This window comes from Teichococcus aerophilus, from assembly GCF_014490485.1.
GTDB lineage: Bacteria > Pseudomonadota > Alphaproteobacteria > Acetobacterales > Acetobacteraceae > Pseudoroseomonas > Pseudoroseomonas aerophila.
Genome location: NZ_JACTVA010000058.1, coordinates 12,938 through 29,600, shown reverse-complemented (window position 1 = coordinate 29,600; position 16,663 = coordinate 12,938). Strand labels below are relative to the sequence as shown.

General features: G+C 68.5%; 14 protein-coding genes. 9 read left to right on the top strand and 5 right to left on the bottom strand.

The window, feature by feature from the left end; all coding sequences use genetic code 11:
- Window positions 1-1,750 (top strand): DNA translocase FtsK (locus IBL26_RS21945; RefSeq protein ID WP_408901966.1); only part of this gene is annotated, 1,750 nt, incomplete at its 5' end.
- A 279-nt stretch (window positions 1,751-2,029) separates the two neighbouring features.
- Here the strand turns inward: IBL26_RS21945 and IBL26_RS21940 are convergent.
- Window positions 2,030-2,434 (bottom strand): cupin domain-containing protein, encoded by a 405-nt coding sequence (locus IBL26_RS21940; protein ID WP_187786655.1) that lies wholly within the window; start codon window positions 2,432-2,434, stop codon window positions 2,030-2,032.
- A 335-nt stretch (window positions 2,435-2,769) separates the two neighbouring features.
- Between IBL26_RS21940 and IBL26_RS21935 the strand changes: the two genes are divergently transcribed.
- The 4 genes from IBL26_RS21935 (at window position 2,770) to IBL26_RS21920 (ending at window position 6,234) form a co-directional block, all read left to right on the top strand.
- The gene (locus IBL26_RS21935; protein ID WP_187786654.1) at window positions 2,770-3,426 is read left to right on the top strand and encodes a glutathione S-transferase family protein; all 657 of its coding nucleotides are present in this window, start codon (window positions 2,770-2,772) and stop codon (window positions 3,424-3,426) included.
- The gene (locus IBL26_RS21930) at window positions 3,423-4,289 is read left to right on the top strand and encodes a VOC family protein (protein WP_187786653.1); all 867 of its coding nucleotides are present in this window, start codon (window positions 3,423-3,425) and stop codon (window positions 4,287-4,289) included. Before IBL26_RS21935 ends, IBL26_RS21930 begins: the two co-directional genes overlap by 4 nt.
- The gene (locus tag IBL26_RS21925; RefSeq protein WP_187786652.1) at window positions 4,286-5,035 is read left to right on the top strand and encodes an FkbM family methyltransferase; all 750 of its coding nucleotides are present in this window, start codon (window positions 4,286-4,288) and stop codon (window positions 5,033-5,035) included. The genes IBL26_RS21930 and IBL26_RS21925 overlap by 4 nt, the downstream gene beginning before the upstream one ends.
- A gap of 140 nt (window positions 5,036-5,175) precedes the next feature.
- Window positions 5,176-6,234, top strand: coding sequence for a glycosyltransferase family 4 protein (locus tag IBL26_RS21920; protein WP_187786651.1), 1,059 nt, complete (start codon window positions 5,176-5,178; stop codon window positions 6,232-6,234).
- On the opposite strand, the gene IBL26_RS21915 is transcribed toward IBL26_RS21920, so the two are convergent.
- The 3 genes from IBL26_RS21915 to glgC form a co-directional block, all read right to left on the bottom strand.
- Entirely contained in the window at window positions 6,215-6,886 is a 672-nt protein-coding gene (locus IBL26_RS21915; protein ID WP_187786650.1) for a YjbF family lipoprotein, read from the bottom strand. The genes IBL26_RS21920 and IBL26_RS21915 overlap by 20 nt on opposite strands.
- 403 nt (window positions 6,887-7,289) lie before the next feature.
- Window positions 7,290-8,744 carry a glycogen synthase GlgA gene (gene glgA / locus IBL26_RS21910; RefSeq protein ID WP_206684284.1) on the bottom strand — a complete coding sequence of 485 codons (1,455 nt, stop codon included), beginning with the start codon at window positions 8,742-8,744 and terminating at the stop codon, window positions 7,290-7,292.
- Window positions 8,745-8,774: 30 nt separating this feature from the next.
- A complete protein-coding gene (gene glgC, locus IBL26_RS21905; RefSeq protein WP_187786648.1) occupies window positions 8,775-10,040 on the bottom strand; it encodes a glucose-1-phosphate adenylyltransferase in 1,266 nt (421 codons plus the stop codon).
- Window positions 10,041-10,281: 241 nt separating this feature from the next.
- On the opposite strand from glgC, the gene acs reads away from it, so the two are divergent.
- Window positions 10,282-12,216, top strand: coding sequence for an acetate--CoA ligase (gene acs / locus IBL26_RS21900; protein ID WP_187786647.1), 1,935 nt, complete (start codon window positions 10,282-10,284; stop codon window positions 12,214-12,216).
- Between the two features lie 301 nt (window positions 12,217-12,517).
- On the opposite strand, the gene IBL26_RS21895 is transcribed toward acs, so the two are convergent.
- Entirely contained in the window at window positions 12,518-13,075 is a 558-nt protein-coding gene (locus tag IBL26_RS21895) for a flavin reductase family protein (protein ID WP_187786646.1), read from the bottom strand.
- 282 nt (window positions 13,076-13,357) lie between these two features.
- Between IBL26_RS21895 and IBL26_RS21890 the strand changes: the two genes are divergently transcribed.
- The 3 genes from IBL26_RS21890 to IBL26_RS21880 are packed head-to-tail and all read left to right on the top strand — an operon-like array spanning window position 13,358 to window position 16,628.
- Window positions 13,358-14,119 carry a gluconate 2-dehydrogenase subunit 3 family protein gene (locus IBL26_RS21890; protein WP_206684283.1) on the top strand — a complete coding sequence of 254 codons (762 nt, stop codon included), beginning with the start codon at window positions 13,358-13,360 and terminating at the stop codon, window positions 14,117-14,119.
- Entirely contained in the window at window positions 14,116-15,885 is a 1,770-nt protein-coding gene (locus tag IBL26_RS21885) for a GMC family oxidoreductase (protein ID WP_187786645.1), read from the top strand. Before IBL26_RS21890 ends, IBL26_RS21885 begins: the two co-directional genes overlap by 4 nt.
- On the top strand, window positions 15,882-16,628 hold the full coding sequence (locus tag IBL26_RS21880; protein ID WP_187786644.1) for a c-type cytochrome: 747 nt from the start codon (window positions 15,882-15,884) through the stop codon (window positions 16,626-16,628). The genes IBL26_RS21885 and IBL26_RS21880 overlap by 4 nt, the downstream gene beginning before the upstream one ends.
- The last annotated feature ends 35 nt before the right edge of the window (window positions 16,629-16,663 follow it).

The window sequence follows — 16,663 nt, the reverse complement described above, 5'->3', positions numbered from 1 at the left end:
CGCCGCCGCCGAGGCCGAGCCGCGCCCGCGCCGCGCCCCCACCCTCTCCCGCTCCGCCGAGGATGCGCCGCGGGTCGCCGAGCGCCGCCCGCCCGCCATCCGCCCCATGCCGCCGCAGGATACGGCGGAGGAGGACGACTACGATGACGCGCCGGCGCCGCAGGTGGTGCCCCGCGCCCAGCCGCAGCCCGCCGCGCGCAAGCCCAACCGCGTGCCTGCCGCCCTGCCCGAGATCCAGAAGTTCCAGCTGCCACCTTTGGAGTTCCTGACCTCCCCGCCCACCCGCCGCAATGATGGCCCGACCGAGGAAGCCCTGCAGGGCAATGCCCGCCTGCTGGAATCGGTGCTGGAGGATTACGGCGTGCGTGGCCGCATCGTCGAGATCCGCCCCGGCCCGGTGGTCACGCTGTATGAGCTGGAGCCGGCGCCCGGCACCAAGTCCGCCCGCGTCATCGGCCTGGCGGACGACATCGCCCGCAGCATGAGCGTCATGGCCGTGCGTATCGCCACCGTACCCGGCCGCAACGTCATCGGCATCGAGATGCCGAATGCGAAGCGCGAGACGGTGTACTTCTCCGAAATGATGACCAGCCGGGAGTGGGAGGCGAATACCAGCAAGCTGCCGCTGGCCCTCGGCAAGGATATTGGCGGCGCGCCGGTCATCGCCGACCTCGCCCGCATGCCGCATCTGTTGATCGCCGGTACCACCGGCTCCGGCAAGTCGGTCGGCATCAACACCATGATCCTGTCGCTGCTCTACCGGTTCAGCCCGGATGAGTGCCGCTTCATCATGATCGACCCGAAGATGCTGGAACTTTCCGTTTATGACCGTATTCCGCATCTGCTGGCCCCCGTCGTCACCGAGCCACCCAAGGCCATCGGCGCCCTGAAGTGGACGGTGCGCGAGATGGAGCGCCGCTACCGCGCCATGTCGCAGCTCGGCGTCCGCAATATCGGCGGCTACAACGAGAAGGTGCAGGCCGCGCATGGCCGGGGCGAGGTGCTGACCCGCCGTGTGCAGACCGGCTTCGACCCCGATACCGGCAAGCCGGTCTTCGAGGACCAGCCCCTGGCGCTGGAGCCGCTGCCGATGATCGTCGTCGTCATCGACGAGATGGCCGACCTGATGATCGTCGCCGGCAAGGAGATCGAGGCCGCGGTGCAGCGCCTGGCGCAGATGGCGCGTGCCGCCGGCATCCACGTCATCATGGCCACGCAGCGCCCGTCGGTGGACGTCATCACCGGCACCATCAAGGCCAACTTCCCGACCCGCATCTCCTTCCAGGTCACCAGCAAGATCGACAGCCGCACCATCCTCGGTGAAATGGGCGCCGAGCAGTTGCTGGGCCAGGGCGACATGCTGCACATGGCCGGCGGCGGCCGCGTCTCCCGCGTCCATGGCCCCTTCGTCTCCGACCAGGAAGTTGAGCGCGTGGTCGAGTGGCTGCGCGAGCAGGGCGAGCCCGCCTATATCGAGGAAGTCACCGAAACCGAGGATGAAGACGGCGACAACGGCATGTCCGGCATCGCTGCTGCTTCCGACGGCGAGAAGGGCCTGTTCGACCAGGCCGTCGCGCTGGTGACGCGGGAGGGCAAGGCTTCTACCAGCTTCATCCAGCGTCACCTCTCCATCGGCTACAATCGGGCGGCGAAGCTGATCGAACAGATGGAGAAGGAAGGCATCGTCGGGCCGGCCAACCATGTCGGCAAGCGCGAAGTCCTGGCACGGCGGAGCCACGACGAGGATTGAGACGGGGAAGGCCGGGGAAGGAATTCCCCGGACCCCATCTTTTTTTCTGCGAGTTGGCGTGGCGCTGCCGGACTACAAGCGGACGCTGTTTGATGATTTTATAAATGGGCCACGTGGGCTGAACCCTCAGTCGCCGGAGGTCCAGGACCTCCGGCGCACCAGCCGTCTCTCAAGCGCACGGCCTCAACCGCCCCGCCCGAAAAACTCAAAAAAAGAAAAGATGGGGGCCCGGGGGAATTCCTTCCCCCGGCCTTCCCTTCCAACACGCGCCCCCCCCCTTCACCCCAGCGGGGCGGGCGAGGACAGCGGCTTGTCCTTCTCCACCACATAGGTCGCGAAGAGGCGGCTATTCGCCAGGGCTTTCCCCGCATGGGGCACGCCTGCCTGCACCAGGAAGCTGTCGCCCGGAGCCAGGCGGCGGGTGGCTTCGCCTTCGACGGCCAGTTCCAGGTCCCCGCTGAGGATGACGGTGGCCTCGTGCCCCGGGTGGGTATGGCGGGCGATGATGGCGCCGGCGTCCAGTTCCACGATCACCTGCAGGGTGACGTGATTGGTGCCCGGCAGGGCCTCTTGCTTCACGGTGGTCCGGCGAACAGGGGATGGCACCTGGGCGCCGGCGGGGGCGGCCACCAGCCCGATGGCGGCGCACAGCGCGCAGCCACCGAAGATCCTGCGGGTGATCATGGAGTCGGGCTCCTTCTTGCCTGGACGGCGCCATTCGAGCACCGCGCCCCTGCCGGCGCCAAGCATCCTGAAGGTGGGCATGAAGGTGGGCATGCCTCGGGTTGGCCTGGCCGGGCGCAGGCGCTTGTTGGGCGCGCCGCCTTCACCGCGCCGGCCGCTGCCCGGCTGGGGTTCATGCCCATCGGTGATTTGGCTCAAGGAGGAAGGATCGCTGGCCCGCCAGCGGGAACGCTGCCCACGCGATCAAACCGCAGCGGGCGCGCACGATCACGGCTTCTATCGGCGCGGATGGCGCCCTAGGCTCCGCAACCTTCAACCGGATCGGATGGCGCGCAATGGCGGATGGCAGGCTGGTGATCGGGACCAAGATGTATTCCTCCTGGTCGCTGCGCGGCTGGCTGGCGGTGCACCTGGCCGGGCTGAATGTCGAGGAAGTGCTGATCCCCCTGGATGGCGGCCGCACCAATTCGGTGAAGGATGCCACGCCTTCCGGCACCGTGCCCTACCTGGAGCACCAGGGTGCCAAGGTGTGGGAAAGCCTCGCCATCGTCGAATACTGCGCGGAATTCGCACCGGGGCTGTGGCCACAGGACCGGGTGACCCGCGCCGCCGCCCGCAGCATCGCGTCCGAGATGCATGCCGGCTTCCGCGCCCTGCGGCAGAACATGCCGATGACCATCCTGAACAGCTTCCCCGGCCAGGGCGCGACGCCGGAGGCGATGGCGGACATCGCCCGCATCGACGCCATCTGGCAGGACGCGCTGGCGGCCTCCGGCGGCCCCTTCCTGTTCGGGGCGGAGATGGGCGGGGCGGACGTCATGTTCGCGCCCGTGGTCTGCCGCTTCCTCACCTGGCGGCCGGCGGTGTCGGCGGCCTCCCAGAGCTACATGCAGGCGGTGCGTGCCCACCCCCTGATGCAGCGCTGGTACGCCGAGGCGGAGCGCGAGCCCAAGGCCTGGCGCCTGCCGCACTACGAAGCCCCCAAAGCATGAGTGCCGCGACTCTCGACCATGTCGGCTTCTGCACGGATGCGCCCCAGGCACTCTGGGCAGTGTATGAGCGGCTGGGCTTCACCCTGACCCCCATCGCGCGGCAATCCGCCGCGCGCACGCAGGGCGGCCCGGTGGAGCGGACCGGGATCGGCAACCGCTGCGCCATGCTGCGGCATGGCTACCTGGAATTGCTGGGTATCCTGGACCCCGCGTTGTTCGACCGCGGCATCGGCAAGTTCATCGCGCGCTATCGCGGCCTGCACATCCTCGCCTTCGGCGTGACCGACGCGGAGGCCGAGCTGCCCCGCCTGCGCCGCGCCGGCTTCGAGATTCCCGGCGTGGTGCCCCTGCAGCGCCCGGTGGATGACGATGCGCCGGAAGGCCCGATCGCCCGCTTCGCCCGCGTGCCGATGCCGGATGCGCCGGAAGGCCGCCTGCAGCTGGTGCAGCACCTGACGCCGGAGCTGATCTGGCAGGAACGCTGGATGCAGCACGCCAACCACGCCGTGGCGCTGGACGCCGCCATCCTGGCGGTGGCGGACCCGGCCGAGACCGGCGCCCGCCTCTCCCGCCTCACCGGCCTGGTGTTGGAGCCGGACCCGGCGGGCGGCTTCATGCTGCCGTTCCGCGAGGGCCGCCTGCGCATCCTGCCACTCGAGGCGCTGGGGGCGGTGCTGCCCGGCGTGGTGGCCCCCACCCTGCCCTTCATCGCCGGCTTCGTGGTTCGCACCGATGACGGCAATGCCGCCGCCCGCGCCCTGCTGGCCGGCCTGGAAACGCGGGAGGCACCGGACGGGCTGATGGTGCCGCCGGAACTGGCGGGCGGCGCCGCCATGGTCTTCGCCCCGGCCACCGACGCGTGAGCAACGCCAAGGCCATCGGCCGTTCGCTGCGCACCTACTACGCCCCCGGCCGCGCGGCGGCGCTGGATGCCTTCCTCGCCCGCTTTCTTGGCCAGGGGGAGCTGGGGTTCGACATCGGCGCCCATGTGGGGGACCGCACGGCCAGCTTCCGCCGCCTCGGCGCCCGCGCCCTGGCGGTGGAGCCGCAGCCGCGCCTGGCCCGCCTGCTGCGCCTGCTGTTCCGCCACGACACCGACGTCACCCTCGTCTCCAGCCTCGTCGGCAGCCAGAAGGGGGAGGCGGCGCTGCACCTGAACAGCGCCAATCCCACCGTCGCCACCGCCTCCACCACCTTCGTCGCAGCCGCCGCTGGCGCCGTGGGGTGGGAGGACCAGCAATGGGACGGCAGCCTCACCCTGCCTGTCACCACGCTGGACGCGCTGGCCGAGGCGCATGGCGACCCGCATTTCATCAAGATCGACGTCGAGGGCTATGAGGCGAACGTGCTGGCCGGGCTCTCCACCCCCGTGCGCGCCCTGTCCTTCGAGTTCACCACGCTGCAGCGCCAGGTGGCGCTGGACGCGCTGGCGGAGGTGGAATCGCTCGGCGACTACACCTTCAATGCCTGCGTGGGGGAAGACATGCGCTTCGTGCTACCCGCCCCCGTGCATGCCGGCACCCTGGCCCGCTGGCTGGAAGCGCTGCCGGCGGAGGCCAATAGCGGCGACATCTATGCCAGCCTGGAGCCCGCCCGGCTGGGTGTCTGACGACGCCCTGGTTTGACGCTGCGCCGGGCTTGTGGCGTTAAGCGCGCACCGAAACCGGCCGCGTGGCCACGGGGCGCCATTGCCGCCCCGTGGCCGCCGCTGCCCGGCCCGCGACGACCGCCGGGAATGAAACGAGCGCCATGACCCGCCAAGCCCTTCTGGACCACCTGCTCTTCGCCGCCGGCCTGGCCGCGCTCTCCGCCCTGCTGGTGCGGCTGATGATCGCCTTTCCCATCCTGGATCATCCGGACCACCGCAAGGCACATACCCGCCCCACGCCCAAGGGCGGCGGCATCGGCATCGTCGGCGCCTTCGTGGCGGGGATGCTGGTGCTGTTCCTCACCGCCCGCTTCGCCCGCGTGGCGGATACGCAGTTCGTCGGCGTCATCCTGGCGGCGGTGGCCATTGCCATCGTCTCCCTGCTCGATGACCTGAAGGATTTCCGCTTCGTGGTGAAGCTGGCGGCGCAGGCCCTGGCTGCGCTGGTGGCCATCGGCAGCGGGCTGGTGGTCAGCCGCCTCGCCATCCCCTGGGTGGGCGTGGTGGAACTCGGGTTGCTGGGGCCGGTGATGACGGTGTTCTGGATCGTCGCCTGCACCAACGCCGTCAATTTCATGGATGGGCTGGATTCGCTGGTCAGCGGCGTCATGCTCGTCGCCTGCGCCGTGCTGGCGGTGGTGGCGGCGCAGCAGGGCGCCTGGTTCCTCTACGCCGCCTGCCTGATCCTCGGCGCCGGCATCCTGGGCTTCCTGCCCTTCAACCTGCCGCCCGCGCGCATCTTCATGGGCGATGTCGGCAGCCAGTTCCTCGGCTTCATCCTGGCCGTTCTGGGCGTCGCCGCGGCCAAGTTCGATACCGCCCAGCTCTCCTTCCTGCTGGTGCCGCTGCTGCTGTTCGGCCTGCTGTTCGATACCGGCTTCACCATCCTGCGCCGCGCCTGGATGGGGGAGCGGATCAGCGCCCCCCACCGTACCCACCTGTACCAGATGGCCCAGCGCAGCGGCCTGCCGGTGCCGGTGGTCGCGGCCGTGCATATCGGCTTCGCGCTGTTCCAGGGCTGGCTGGCGCTCAGCTTCGAAAGCCTGCCCGGGCCGGTGAAGCCGCTGGTCATCCTGCCGCCGCTGCTGGTGCAGCTGGCATGGCTGGGCTTCGTCGCCTGGCGCGTCCGCCAGGCCGGGCTCAGCTGGCGGGCGGGTTGACCACCTCCAGCCACAACGAGCCCGCCGGGCCGATCCACTGCTCCGAGCGATAGATCCCCCCAGTCTCGGGGTCCGCCCAGAAGCGGTTGGTGAAATTCTCCCCACCCCCGCGGCATTCCTCGCGGATCAGCAGGGCCGGTACACCCTCCGCCGCCTCCGTCATGCTGCCGCGCAGCCGGCAGCTCAGCATCAGGCCGAAGCGCATCCCTTCCGGCGAGCGGTCGCTGCGCATCAAATCCACCTGCCGGCGCAACGGCGTCTCCCGCCCCAGCAGCAACAGTGGCTCATCCAGCGGGTCCGGCCCATCCAGCCGCGTCGCCGCCAGCCACTGCCGCATGCCCGCCGTGGCCACCACGCGGGCACCGTCCGTCGCCACCACCATGCCGCCGGGGCTCTGCCACATGCGGTTCTCGCCATTCTGCTGCGTCAGCACGGCCAGCGCCCGCCGCCCGTGCCAGCGCAGATACAACGAAGGCTCATCCCCCGCCCGCAACCGTGCCGAATCCGGCACATCCTCGACCTCCGCCTCCGGCAACGGCGTGGCCAGACCCAGCGTCTCCGCCCCCGGCAAGCCGGACAGGTCCGGCCAATCCGGCACGAGCGAACAGGCCGGCAGCAACGACACCAGGATCAGGGGAAGAGCGAAACGCATGGGGCATGATCCTAACCGATCACGCTTCCGTGAACACCACCTGAATGCGGGTAGAATGGGTCGGGACCACCACGCCGTGGTGTTTCGACCGTGGCCCGGTCGGGGCGGCCGAATGCGACAGAGGTTTGCGCTGTGGGCACCGGGGGAGGCCGGGGAAAGAATTCCCCGGACCCCTTCTTTTTTTCTGCGAGTTTGGCGTGGTGCTGCAGGGCTGAGAGCGGACGCTGCTTGATGATTTTAATATGGCCACGCGGACTGAACGTCAGTCGCCGGAGGTCTAGGGCCTCCGGCGCACCTAGCCGTTCTTCAAGCCCAACCCCTCAACAGCCACAGCAGGAAAACTCGAAAAAAGAAAAGATGCGGGTCCGGGGGAATTCCTTCCCCCGGCCTTCAGCCAAACGCCTTAGACCAACCCCGCCGCCTCCCGGTACAGCGCCGCGTAGCGCCGTGCCGGCCCGGCCCAGCTGACATCGCTGGTCATGCCGTTGTGCTGCACCCGGCGCCAGGCGGCCTGGTCGCGCCACAGCACTGCCAGACGGTCCAGCGCCGCTTCCAGCGCGTCCGGCGTCGCGGTGGTGAATTGCAGACCGGTGCCGGCCCCGGCGGCGAGCGCCATTTCGTTGGCGTCGATCACCGTATCGGCCAGCCCGCCGACGCGGGTGACCACCGGCAGCGCGCCATAGCGCAGGGCGCAGAGCTGGGTCAGGCCGCACGGCTCGAAGCGGGAGGGCACCAGCAGGGCGTCGCAGCCGGCCTGGATCAGGTGGGCCAGCCCTTCATCGTAGCCGAGATGCAGGCCCACCCGGCCGGGGTTGGCGGCGGCGGCGCGGGCGAAGCCGTCCTGCAGGTCCCGGTCCCCGGCGCCAAGCACGGCCAGCCGCATGCCGTGGCGCAGCAGCGCCGGCAGGGCCTGCAGCACCGTATCCATGCCCTTCTGCCAGGACAGGCGGCTGACGATGCCGACCACCGGCCCCGAATCGTCGTCGATCAGGCCAAGCCGGCTGCGCAGCGCTTGGCGGCTGGCCTGCCGGCCGGCCAGCGCATCGGCGCTGTAGGGCGCCGGCAGGTGGGCGTCGTCCGCCGGGTTCCACACCGTGGTGTCGATGCCGTTGAGGATGCCGGAGACGGCGGCGCCGCGGAATCGCAGCAGCCCGTCCAGCCCCATACCGCCGGCTGGCGTGCGGATCTCCGCCGCATAGGTGGGGGAGACGGTGGTGACGCGGTCCGCCAATTGCAGCCCGGCCTTGAGGAAGCCAATGCCGCCATAGGATTCCACGCCGTCGATCGCCCAGGATTCCGGCGGCAGGCCCAGCGTGGGCAGCCAGGCGCGGTCGCACTGGCCCTGGAAGGCCAGGTTATGCACCGTCATCACCGTGCCGGGGCGGCGGGTGCTGGACTGGACGGCGGCGTAGTGCAGGTAGGCGGGGGCCAGGCCGGCCTGCCAGTCATGCGCGTGCACCACGTCCGGCAGGAAGCCGGGCAGCGCGCCCTGGCCCAGCCGTGCCGCCACCTGCGCCAGGGCGGCGAAGCGCTGCGGATTGTCCGGCCAATCGGCGCCATCGGGGCCGGAATAGGGGTTGCCGGGGCGGTCATACAGATGCGGCGCATCCAGCACGAACAGGTCCAGCCCGGCCGCCTGCCCGGCCAGCAGCCGCGCGGCGCCGCCGAAAAGCGGGTTGAGGTCCAGCACCGCTTCCGCACCTCGCAGCGCCGCCAGCACGGCGGGGTAGCCGGGCAGCAGCACACGTGTGGCGACGCCTTCGGCCGCCAGGGCGCCGGGCAGGGCCCCGGCCACGTCGGCCAGCCCCCCGGTCTTGATCAGCGGATAGACTTCGGAAGCAACGGAAAGCGCCGACAGGCTCATGCGGGCGCCATCATGGTAGGAAGCTCATGGGGTCAGGGCATCGATCATCGGTTGCGTGATCAGGGTGACACCCTTGGCGCTGCGACGGAAGCGGCGCGCATCCTCCTCCGGGTCCTCGCCCACCACCAGGCCGTCCGGCAGGCGCACGCCGCTATCCACCACCACGTTCGTCAGGCGCACGTTGCGGTTGACGATAACGCCCGGCAGCAGCACCGCGCCCTGCACCTCGCAGAAGGAATGCACCCGCACGTTGTTGGACAGCACCGAGCGCGTGACGCGCGAGCCGGAGACGATGGTACCACCGGCCACCAGCGAATCCACCGCCGTGCCGCGTCGGCCATCGTCGTCGAAGACGAACTTCGCCGGCGGCGTCAGCTCGCTATAGGTCCAGATGGGCCATTCCCGGTCGTACAGGTTGAGGGAGGGCACCACGTCGGTCAGGTCGATATTCGCCTGCCAGTAGGCATCGACGGTGCCGACATCGCGCCAATAGGCTTCCTCCTCCACGCCGGAGGTGACGCAGGAATCGGTGAAGCGGTGGGCAACCGCATGCCCGTGCTGGACGATATAGGGCACCATGTCCTTGCCGAAATCGTGGCTCGATGCCGGGTCCGCGGCATCGCGGCGCAGCTCCCGCGCCAGGAAGTCGGTGTTGAAGACGTAGATGCCCATGCTGGCCAGCGCCATCTCCGGCTTGTCCGGCATGCCCGGCGGGTCGGACGGCTTTTCCAGGAAGGCGGTGATGCGGTCCTCGCCATCCACATGCATCACGCCGAAGCCGGTGGCCTCCATGCGCGGCACCTCGATGCAACCGACGGTCACATCGGCACCTGAGGCCTCGTGCTGCGCGAGCATCAGCTCATAGTCCATCTTGTAGACGTGGTCCCCTGCCAGGATGACCATGTAGCGGGGGTTGTAGGCCTCGATGATGTCGAGGTTCTGGTACACCGCGTCGGCGGTGCCGGAATACCAGCCATTCTCGGTCACGCGCTGGCTGGCGGGCAGGATGTCGAAGCTCTCGTTCCGCTCCGCCCGCATGAAGCCCCAGCCCCGCTGCATGTGCCGGATCAGGCTATGCGCCTTGTACTGGGTGGCCACGCCGATGCGCCGGATGCCTGAGTTCAACGCGTTGGACAGCGCGAAGTCGATGATGCGGGACTTGGCGCCGAAATGCACGGCAGGCTTCACCCGCCGCTCGGTCAGTTCCATCAGGCGGGTGCCCCGGCCACCGGCCAGCACATAGGCCATCGCGTGGCGGGACAGGGGGGAAGGGCTGGGCAGCGGCGACATCGTGCGTTTCCTCTCCAGCCGCCCGCCTTGGCGCGGGGGCGGAATTGGCCGTCAGAGTAAAGCGCCACGCTGGCGTCCCGAAGAGGGAACGAAGCGCCAAGCGGTCTCTTTATTTTTCTCCGGACACGCAACCAAACCGCCGCAAGCCGCAACCGCAGCTCTCAGCTGCCGCTTCTCTTGACGGCACCCCCCGCCCGGCGGCCCAATAGGCGCAATAGAATTCTGCCGGAGGAGATGCAGCATGACCGACCAGACGCGGATTCCGGTGAAACCGGAGATCGCGCAGGGCGCGAGCCTGGACGCCGCCGGCTTCCAGGCGATGACGGAGCGGGCCCGGCAGGACCCGGACGGCTTCTGGGCCGAGGAGGCGAAGCGCATCGCCTGGATGAAGCCCCCCACCATCATCAAGAACTCCTCCTTCAGCGGCGACGTGCAGATCAAATGGTTCGAGGACGGCGTGCTCAACGCCTCCGTCTCCTGCCTCGACCGGCACCTGGAGGAACGCGGCGACCAGACCGCCATCATCTGGGAAGGCGACGACCCCGGCACCGACGCCAAGGTGACCTACCGGGAGCTGCATGAACGCGTCTGCCGCCTGGCCAATGCCATGAAGGCACTGGGCGTGAAGAAGGGGGACCGCGTCACCCTGTACCTGCCGATGATCGTCGAGGCCGCGGTGGCCATGCTGGCCTGCGCCCGCATCGGCGCCGTGCACTCCATCGTCTTCGGCGGCTTCAGCCCGGACAGCCTCTCCACCCGCCTGGTGGATTGCGAGAGCGTGCTGCTGATCACCGCCGACGAAGGCCGGCGCGGCGGCCGCAAGGTGGCGCTGAAGACCAATGCGGACGAGGCGCTGAAATCCGCGCCGCTGGTCCAGAACGTCATCGTCGTGAAGAACACCGGCGGCGACGTGCCGATGCAGGCTGGCCGGGACCACTGGTACCACGACGTCACCGAGGCCGCGCCGCGCGAGTGCGAGCCGGAGCCGATAAACGCCGAGGACCCGCTGTTCATCCTCTACACCAGCGGCTCCACCGGCAAGCCAAAGGGCGTGCTGCACACCACCGCCGGCTACCTGCTGTGGACCGCCTTCACCCACCAGCATGTGTTCGACTACCGCCCCGGCGAGGTCTACTGGTGCACCGCCGATGTCGGCTGGGTCACCGGCCACAGCTACATCGTCTACGGCCCCCTCGCCAACGGCGCGACGACCGTGATGTTCGAGGGCGTGCCGAACTACCCGGATAACAGCCGCTTCTGGCAGGTGGTCGACAAGCACCAGGTGAACATCTTCTACACCGCCCCCACCGCCATCCGCGCCCTGATGCGCGATGGCGAGGGGCCGGTGAAGAAGACGTCGCGCAAGTCCATCCGCATCCTCGGATCGGTCGGGGAGCCGATCAATCCGGAAGCCTGGCTCTGGTACTACCGCGTGGTGGGCGAGGAGCGCTGCCCGATCGTCGATACCTGGTGGCAGACCGAGACGGGCGGCATCCTGATCTCCCCCCTCGCCGCCGCCACCGAGCTGAAGCCGGGCTCCGCCACCCTGCCGCTGCCCGGCGTGCTGCCGGCCCTGGTGGATGGCGAGGGCCAGCTGCTGGACGGCGCGACCGAGGGCAACCTCGTCATCCTCGATTCCTGGCCCGGCATGATGCGCACCGTGTTCCGCGACCATGAGCGCTTCATCCAGACCTATTTCTCCACCTTCCCCGGCAAGTATTTCACCGGCGACGGCGCCCGGCGGGATGAGGACGGCTACTACTGGATCACCGGCCGCGTCGACGACGTGCTCAACGTCTCCGGCCACCGCATGGGCACCGCCGAGATCGAGAGCGCCCTGGTCGCCCACCCCAAGGTGGCGGAAGCCGCCGTCGTCGGCATGCCGCACGACATCAAGGGCCAGGGCATCTATGCCTACGTCACCCTGAACGCGGGCGAAGAGCCGACCGACGCGCTGCGCAAGGAGCTGGTGGCCTGGGTGCGGAAGGAAATCGGCCCCATCGCCTCGCCCGACGCCATCCAGTGGGCGCCGGGGCTGCCGAAAACCCGCTCCGGCAAGATCATGCGCCGCATCCTGCGCAAGATCGCGGCGAACGAGACCAGCGCGCTCGGCGACACTTCCACCCTCGCGGACCCGACGGTGGTGGAAGAGCTGATCGAGAACCGGGTGGGCTGATGGTGCGGCCGGTTGAATGAGGAAGAAAGGCTGGGGAATGAATTCCCCAGACCCCTTCTTTTTTCTGCAAGTTAGCGTGACGCTTCAGGGCTAGGAGCGGACGCTTTTTGATGATTTTAATCATGGGCCGTGCGGGCTGAACCGTCAGTCGCCGAAGGTCGTAGACCTTCGGCGCGCCCAGCCGTGTCTCAAGACAGCGCTCTCAGCAGCCAGACCTCCAAAGACTCGAAAAAAGAAAAGATGGGGTCCGGGGAATTCTTTCCTCGGCCTTACCTTTGTCCCCAAAGATCAGGCCTGACCTTCAAAGATATTCCCGCCGGAACAGCCGCTTCAGGCTGATGCCTTCGCCGGCCACCATAAAGGCGCCGCCTCCGCGGTAGTGGATGGTGCGGGGGCGCTTCGGCGTTCGTGCGACGTGGGCTTTCACCACTTCCCAGATGAAGAAGTTGTATTTGTCCACCAGGGCGCTGTCGTGCAGGCGGCATTCAAAGCTGCTGTGGCAGGCATCGATCAGCGGTGCGCTGATCTCGGATGCTTCCGTGGTGGCCAGGCCGAATTCGGCGAATTTGTCGATCTCGGCGCCGGAGCAGTTGCCGATGCGGGTGACGGTCTCGGCCATCTCCACTTCGGGGATGTTGATGACGCATTGGCGGGAGCGGCGGATCATCTCGAAGCTGTGGTTGCCGGCGGCGATGACGCAGCCGAGGAGGGAGGGCGTGAACTCCATCACCGTGTGCCATCCCATGGTCATGACGTTACGCTGCCCTTTCCAGGCGCTGCTGACCAGGACGATCGGCCCCGGCTCCAGCAACTGGCGGATGTGCGAGACGGGAAAGTCCTGCTTGCGGTAGCGGCGCATCGTGGCCCCCTGCGGCGTGGATGGAAGGCGAAAGCGGTACGGCAAGCGGGGTTGCGTCATGCCTCGGCGTGGGCGTGGCCATGCGCCGCTTCGCCCCCCCCCCCCGCTGTGGCCCGCCATGACATTCGGGGGTTAGCCAAAGCGTAGCCGGGCGCAGCAGGTTTCAAAAAGCGTGAACTTTAACCGCCGTGTTGCGTTTTGTGTCGGGACGGCGCCGTCGCTGACCTTGAGCTGAGCCTGCCTCGCCAGCCGCACCGAAGACGTTTTCCTAGGATGCTGATGATGAGTGAGAGATATTCGATCTGGCGCCGCCACTTGCTGCAAAGCATGGCCCTGGCCGTGCCCGCCATGGCCATGCGGCCCGGGCGAAGGCCCGCGATGGCCGCCCCCGCCGGCGAGGGCTGGCAAGTGCTGAGCCCGACCGAGGTGGCGTTGCTGGAACCGCTGGTGGCGCGCCTGATCCCGGCGGATAATCTCGGCCCCGGCGCCCTGGAAGCCGGCGTCGCCCACTATATCGACCGGCAGATGGCCACGCCCTGGGCGGAGGGCGACCATTTCTACGCCGAGGGCCCGTTCGAGGCCGGTCTGCCCACCCAGGGCTACCAGTTCTCCCACACCCCCGCCGCCTTGTTCCGCATGGGCCTGGTGCGGTTGGGGGAGGTGGTGCAGCAGCAGCACAACACGCCATTCCAGAACCTGAGCCCGGAGGCGCAGGATGCCGTGCTGACGCAGTTGGAGAAGGGTGAGCTCGACCTCTCCCCCGTGCCCGGCCCACTGTTCTTCCAGACCGTGCTGGACCTGACGATGGAAGGCTTCTTCGCGGACCCGATCTATGGCGGCAACCGGGACATGGTGGGTTGGAAGCTGGTCGGCTTCCCAGGCTACTACTCCAGCTATGTGGCAGAGATCGAACGGCACAACCTGCCTTTCACCCGCCCGCCGCAATCGCTCGCCGACCTGGCGCGCGCGCATGCGGAGGACGCCCAGCACGGCCACGCCCCCTCGCCGCAGCATGTCGGCCATGAGGGGGGGCAGCATCCATGAGCCGTACCCTTCCCGCCGTGGATGTCGTGGTGATCGGCAGTGGCTGGACCGGCTCGATCATCGGCAAGGAGCTCGCCGCCGCCGGCCAGCGGGTGGTGATGCTGGAGCGCGGCCATGCCAAATGGACCGCGCCGGACTATGCCAGCCCGCAGGTGCATGACGAGCTGAAATACGAGCGGCGCAACGAGCTGCACCAGAACACCGCGCGCGAGACGTACACCTTCCGCAATACCACCGCGCAGACCGCGCTGCCGATGCGGCGCTGGGGCTTCGCCTATCCCGGCAACCATCTGGGCGGCGCCGGCGCGCACTGGGCCGGCGTCTCCTACCGCTTCGACGAGACCGAGTTCCGCCTGCGCAGCCACTACACCGAGAAATACGGCGCCGGCATCCTGGAGGGGCTCACCTCCCAGGACTGGCCCGTCACCTACGCGGAGCTGGAGCCGCTCTATGAGCGGTTCGAGGCACTGGCCGGCGTTTCGGGCCGCGGCGGCAACGTGCAGGGTCACACCCCGCCGGACGCCAATCCCTTCGATCCGCCGCGCAACAAGGACTATCCGAACCCGCCGATGAAGGTGCCCTTCGCCGCCGCGCTGTTTGGCGAGGCAGCGGCACGGATGGGGCTGCATCCGTATATCCAGCCCTCCTCCCTGGTCACCCGGCCCTATACCAACTCGGAGGGGCTGAACATGAGCCCCTGCTCCTATTGCGGCTTCTGCGCCCGGCATGGCTGCGAGCATTTCGCCAAGGCCTCGCCCAATATCTGCGTCCTGCCCGCCGCCATGAAGCAGCCGAGCTTCGAGCTGCGCACCGATTCCCACGTGGTGCGGATCGAGCTGACGCCGGACAAGAAGCGCGCCACCGGCGTCACCTACGTGGATGCGAAGGGAGAGGAGCTGTTCCAGCCGGCGGAGATGGTGTTCTCCTGCACCTTCGCCATCAACAACGCCCGGATGCTGCTGCTCTCCGGCATCGGCACGCCGTTCGACCCGACGACGGGCCAGGGCCAGGTGGGCCGCAACTACACGCACCAGACCACCAGCAGCGTGCAGCTTTTCTTCCGGGAGGATTATAACCTGAACACCTTCATGGGCTCAGGCGCCTCCGCGGTGACGCTGGACGACTACAACAACGACAATTTCGACCATACCGGCAAGGGCTTCATCGGCGGCGCTTATATCCAGATCCAGGTGAACGGTGCCGGGCCCATCAACTTCCACCCCACCTTGCCGGAGACGCCGCGCTGGGGCAGCGCCTTCAAGGCCGGGGTCAGGCGCTACTACAACCACTGCGTCAACATCACCATTACCGGCGCGCAGCAATCGCATCCGGGCAGCTGGCTCAGCCTCGACCCCACCTACAAGGATGCCTACGGCCAGCCCCTGCTGCGCATCACCAGCGATATCCACGACAGCGATATCCGCATGTCCCGCTTCGTCACCGATCGTGGCGTGGAAATCGGCCGGCAGATACGCGGGGTGGAGCGCGCCATCGGCAACCCGCGCACCAAGCCCTATACCAGCACCGTCTACCAATCCACCCACCTGACCGGCGGCGCCATCATGGGGGACAATCCTGGCAACAGCGTCGTCAACCGCTATGGCCAGAGCTGGGACGTACCGAACGTGTTCGTCGTCGGCTCCAGCATGTTCCCGCAGAACGCTTCCTACAACCCGACCGAAACCCTGGGCGCGCTGTCCTACCTGACGGCCGATGCCGTCAAGCGTGACTACCTGCGCGCCCCCGGCCCCCTGGTGCGGACATGAAGTTCTTCGACAGCCCGGCGGTACCGCTCGTCGGCGCCTTCCTGCTGGCGCTGGTGGGCGGCGGCATCGCCACCCACATCATCAGCCCGGAAGAGGCCGAGCCACCCGCCCGCCCCTATCCGCAGCCGGAAGCCCTGCCGGGCTGGGCGCGGCAGACCATCATCGCCAATGCCGAGGACGGCGCGCCGATCTTCAACCAGGGCGTCGGCGGCGGCGCCAGCTGCGCCACCTGCCATGGAGAGGCGGGCATCCCGGAGCGGCAGGCGCCCTATCCGCGCCTGGCCGGCCTCTCGGCCGAATACGTCGCCAAGCAGCTGGAGGACTACGCCAGCGGCGTCCGCAACAACGAGCAGATGACGCCCATCGCCCGCGCGCTGAACGGTGCGCAGCGCGGCTCCGTCGCCCGCTACGTTGCCAGCCTGAAGCCGGCGGAGACCAGCCTTTCCGCCGCCTCGCTCGACATGCGAGGGCGGGAGCTGGACGAGGTGGGCGACAATGCACAGGCCATCCCCGCCTGCGGCAATTGCCACGGCCTGCGCGGGCGTGGCGAAGGGGTGATGCTGCCGCCGCTGGCCGGGCAGCCGCAGACCTACCTCGTCTCCCAGCTCAATGCCTTCCAGGAACGGCGCCGCCAGAACGATACGGTGGCCGTGATGGAGGGTATCGCCTCCCGCCTGACGCCCCAGGATATCGAGGCGGTGGCGCGGTACTACAGTTCGTTGGCGCCGGTGGCGGCGCGTTGAGGAGGGCTGGGGGAAGGAATTCCCCCTGGCCCCCA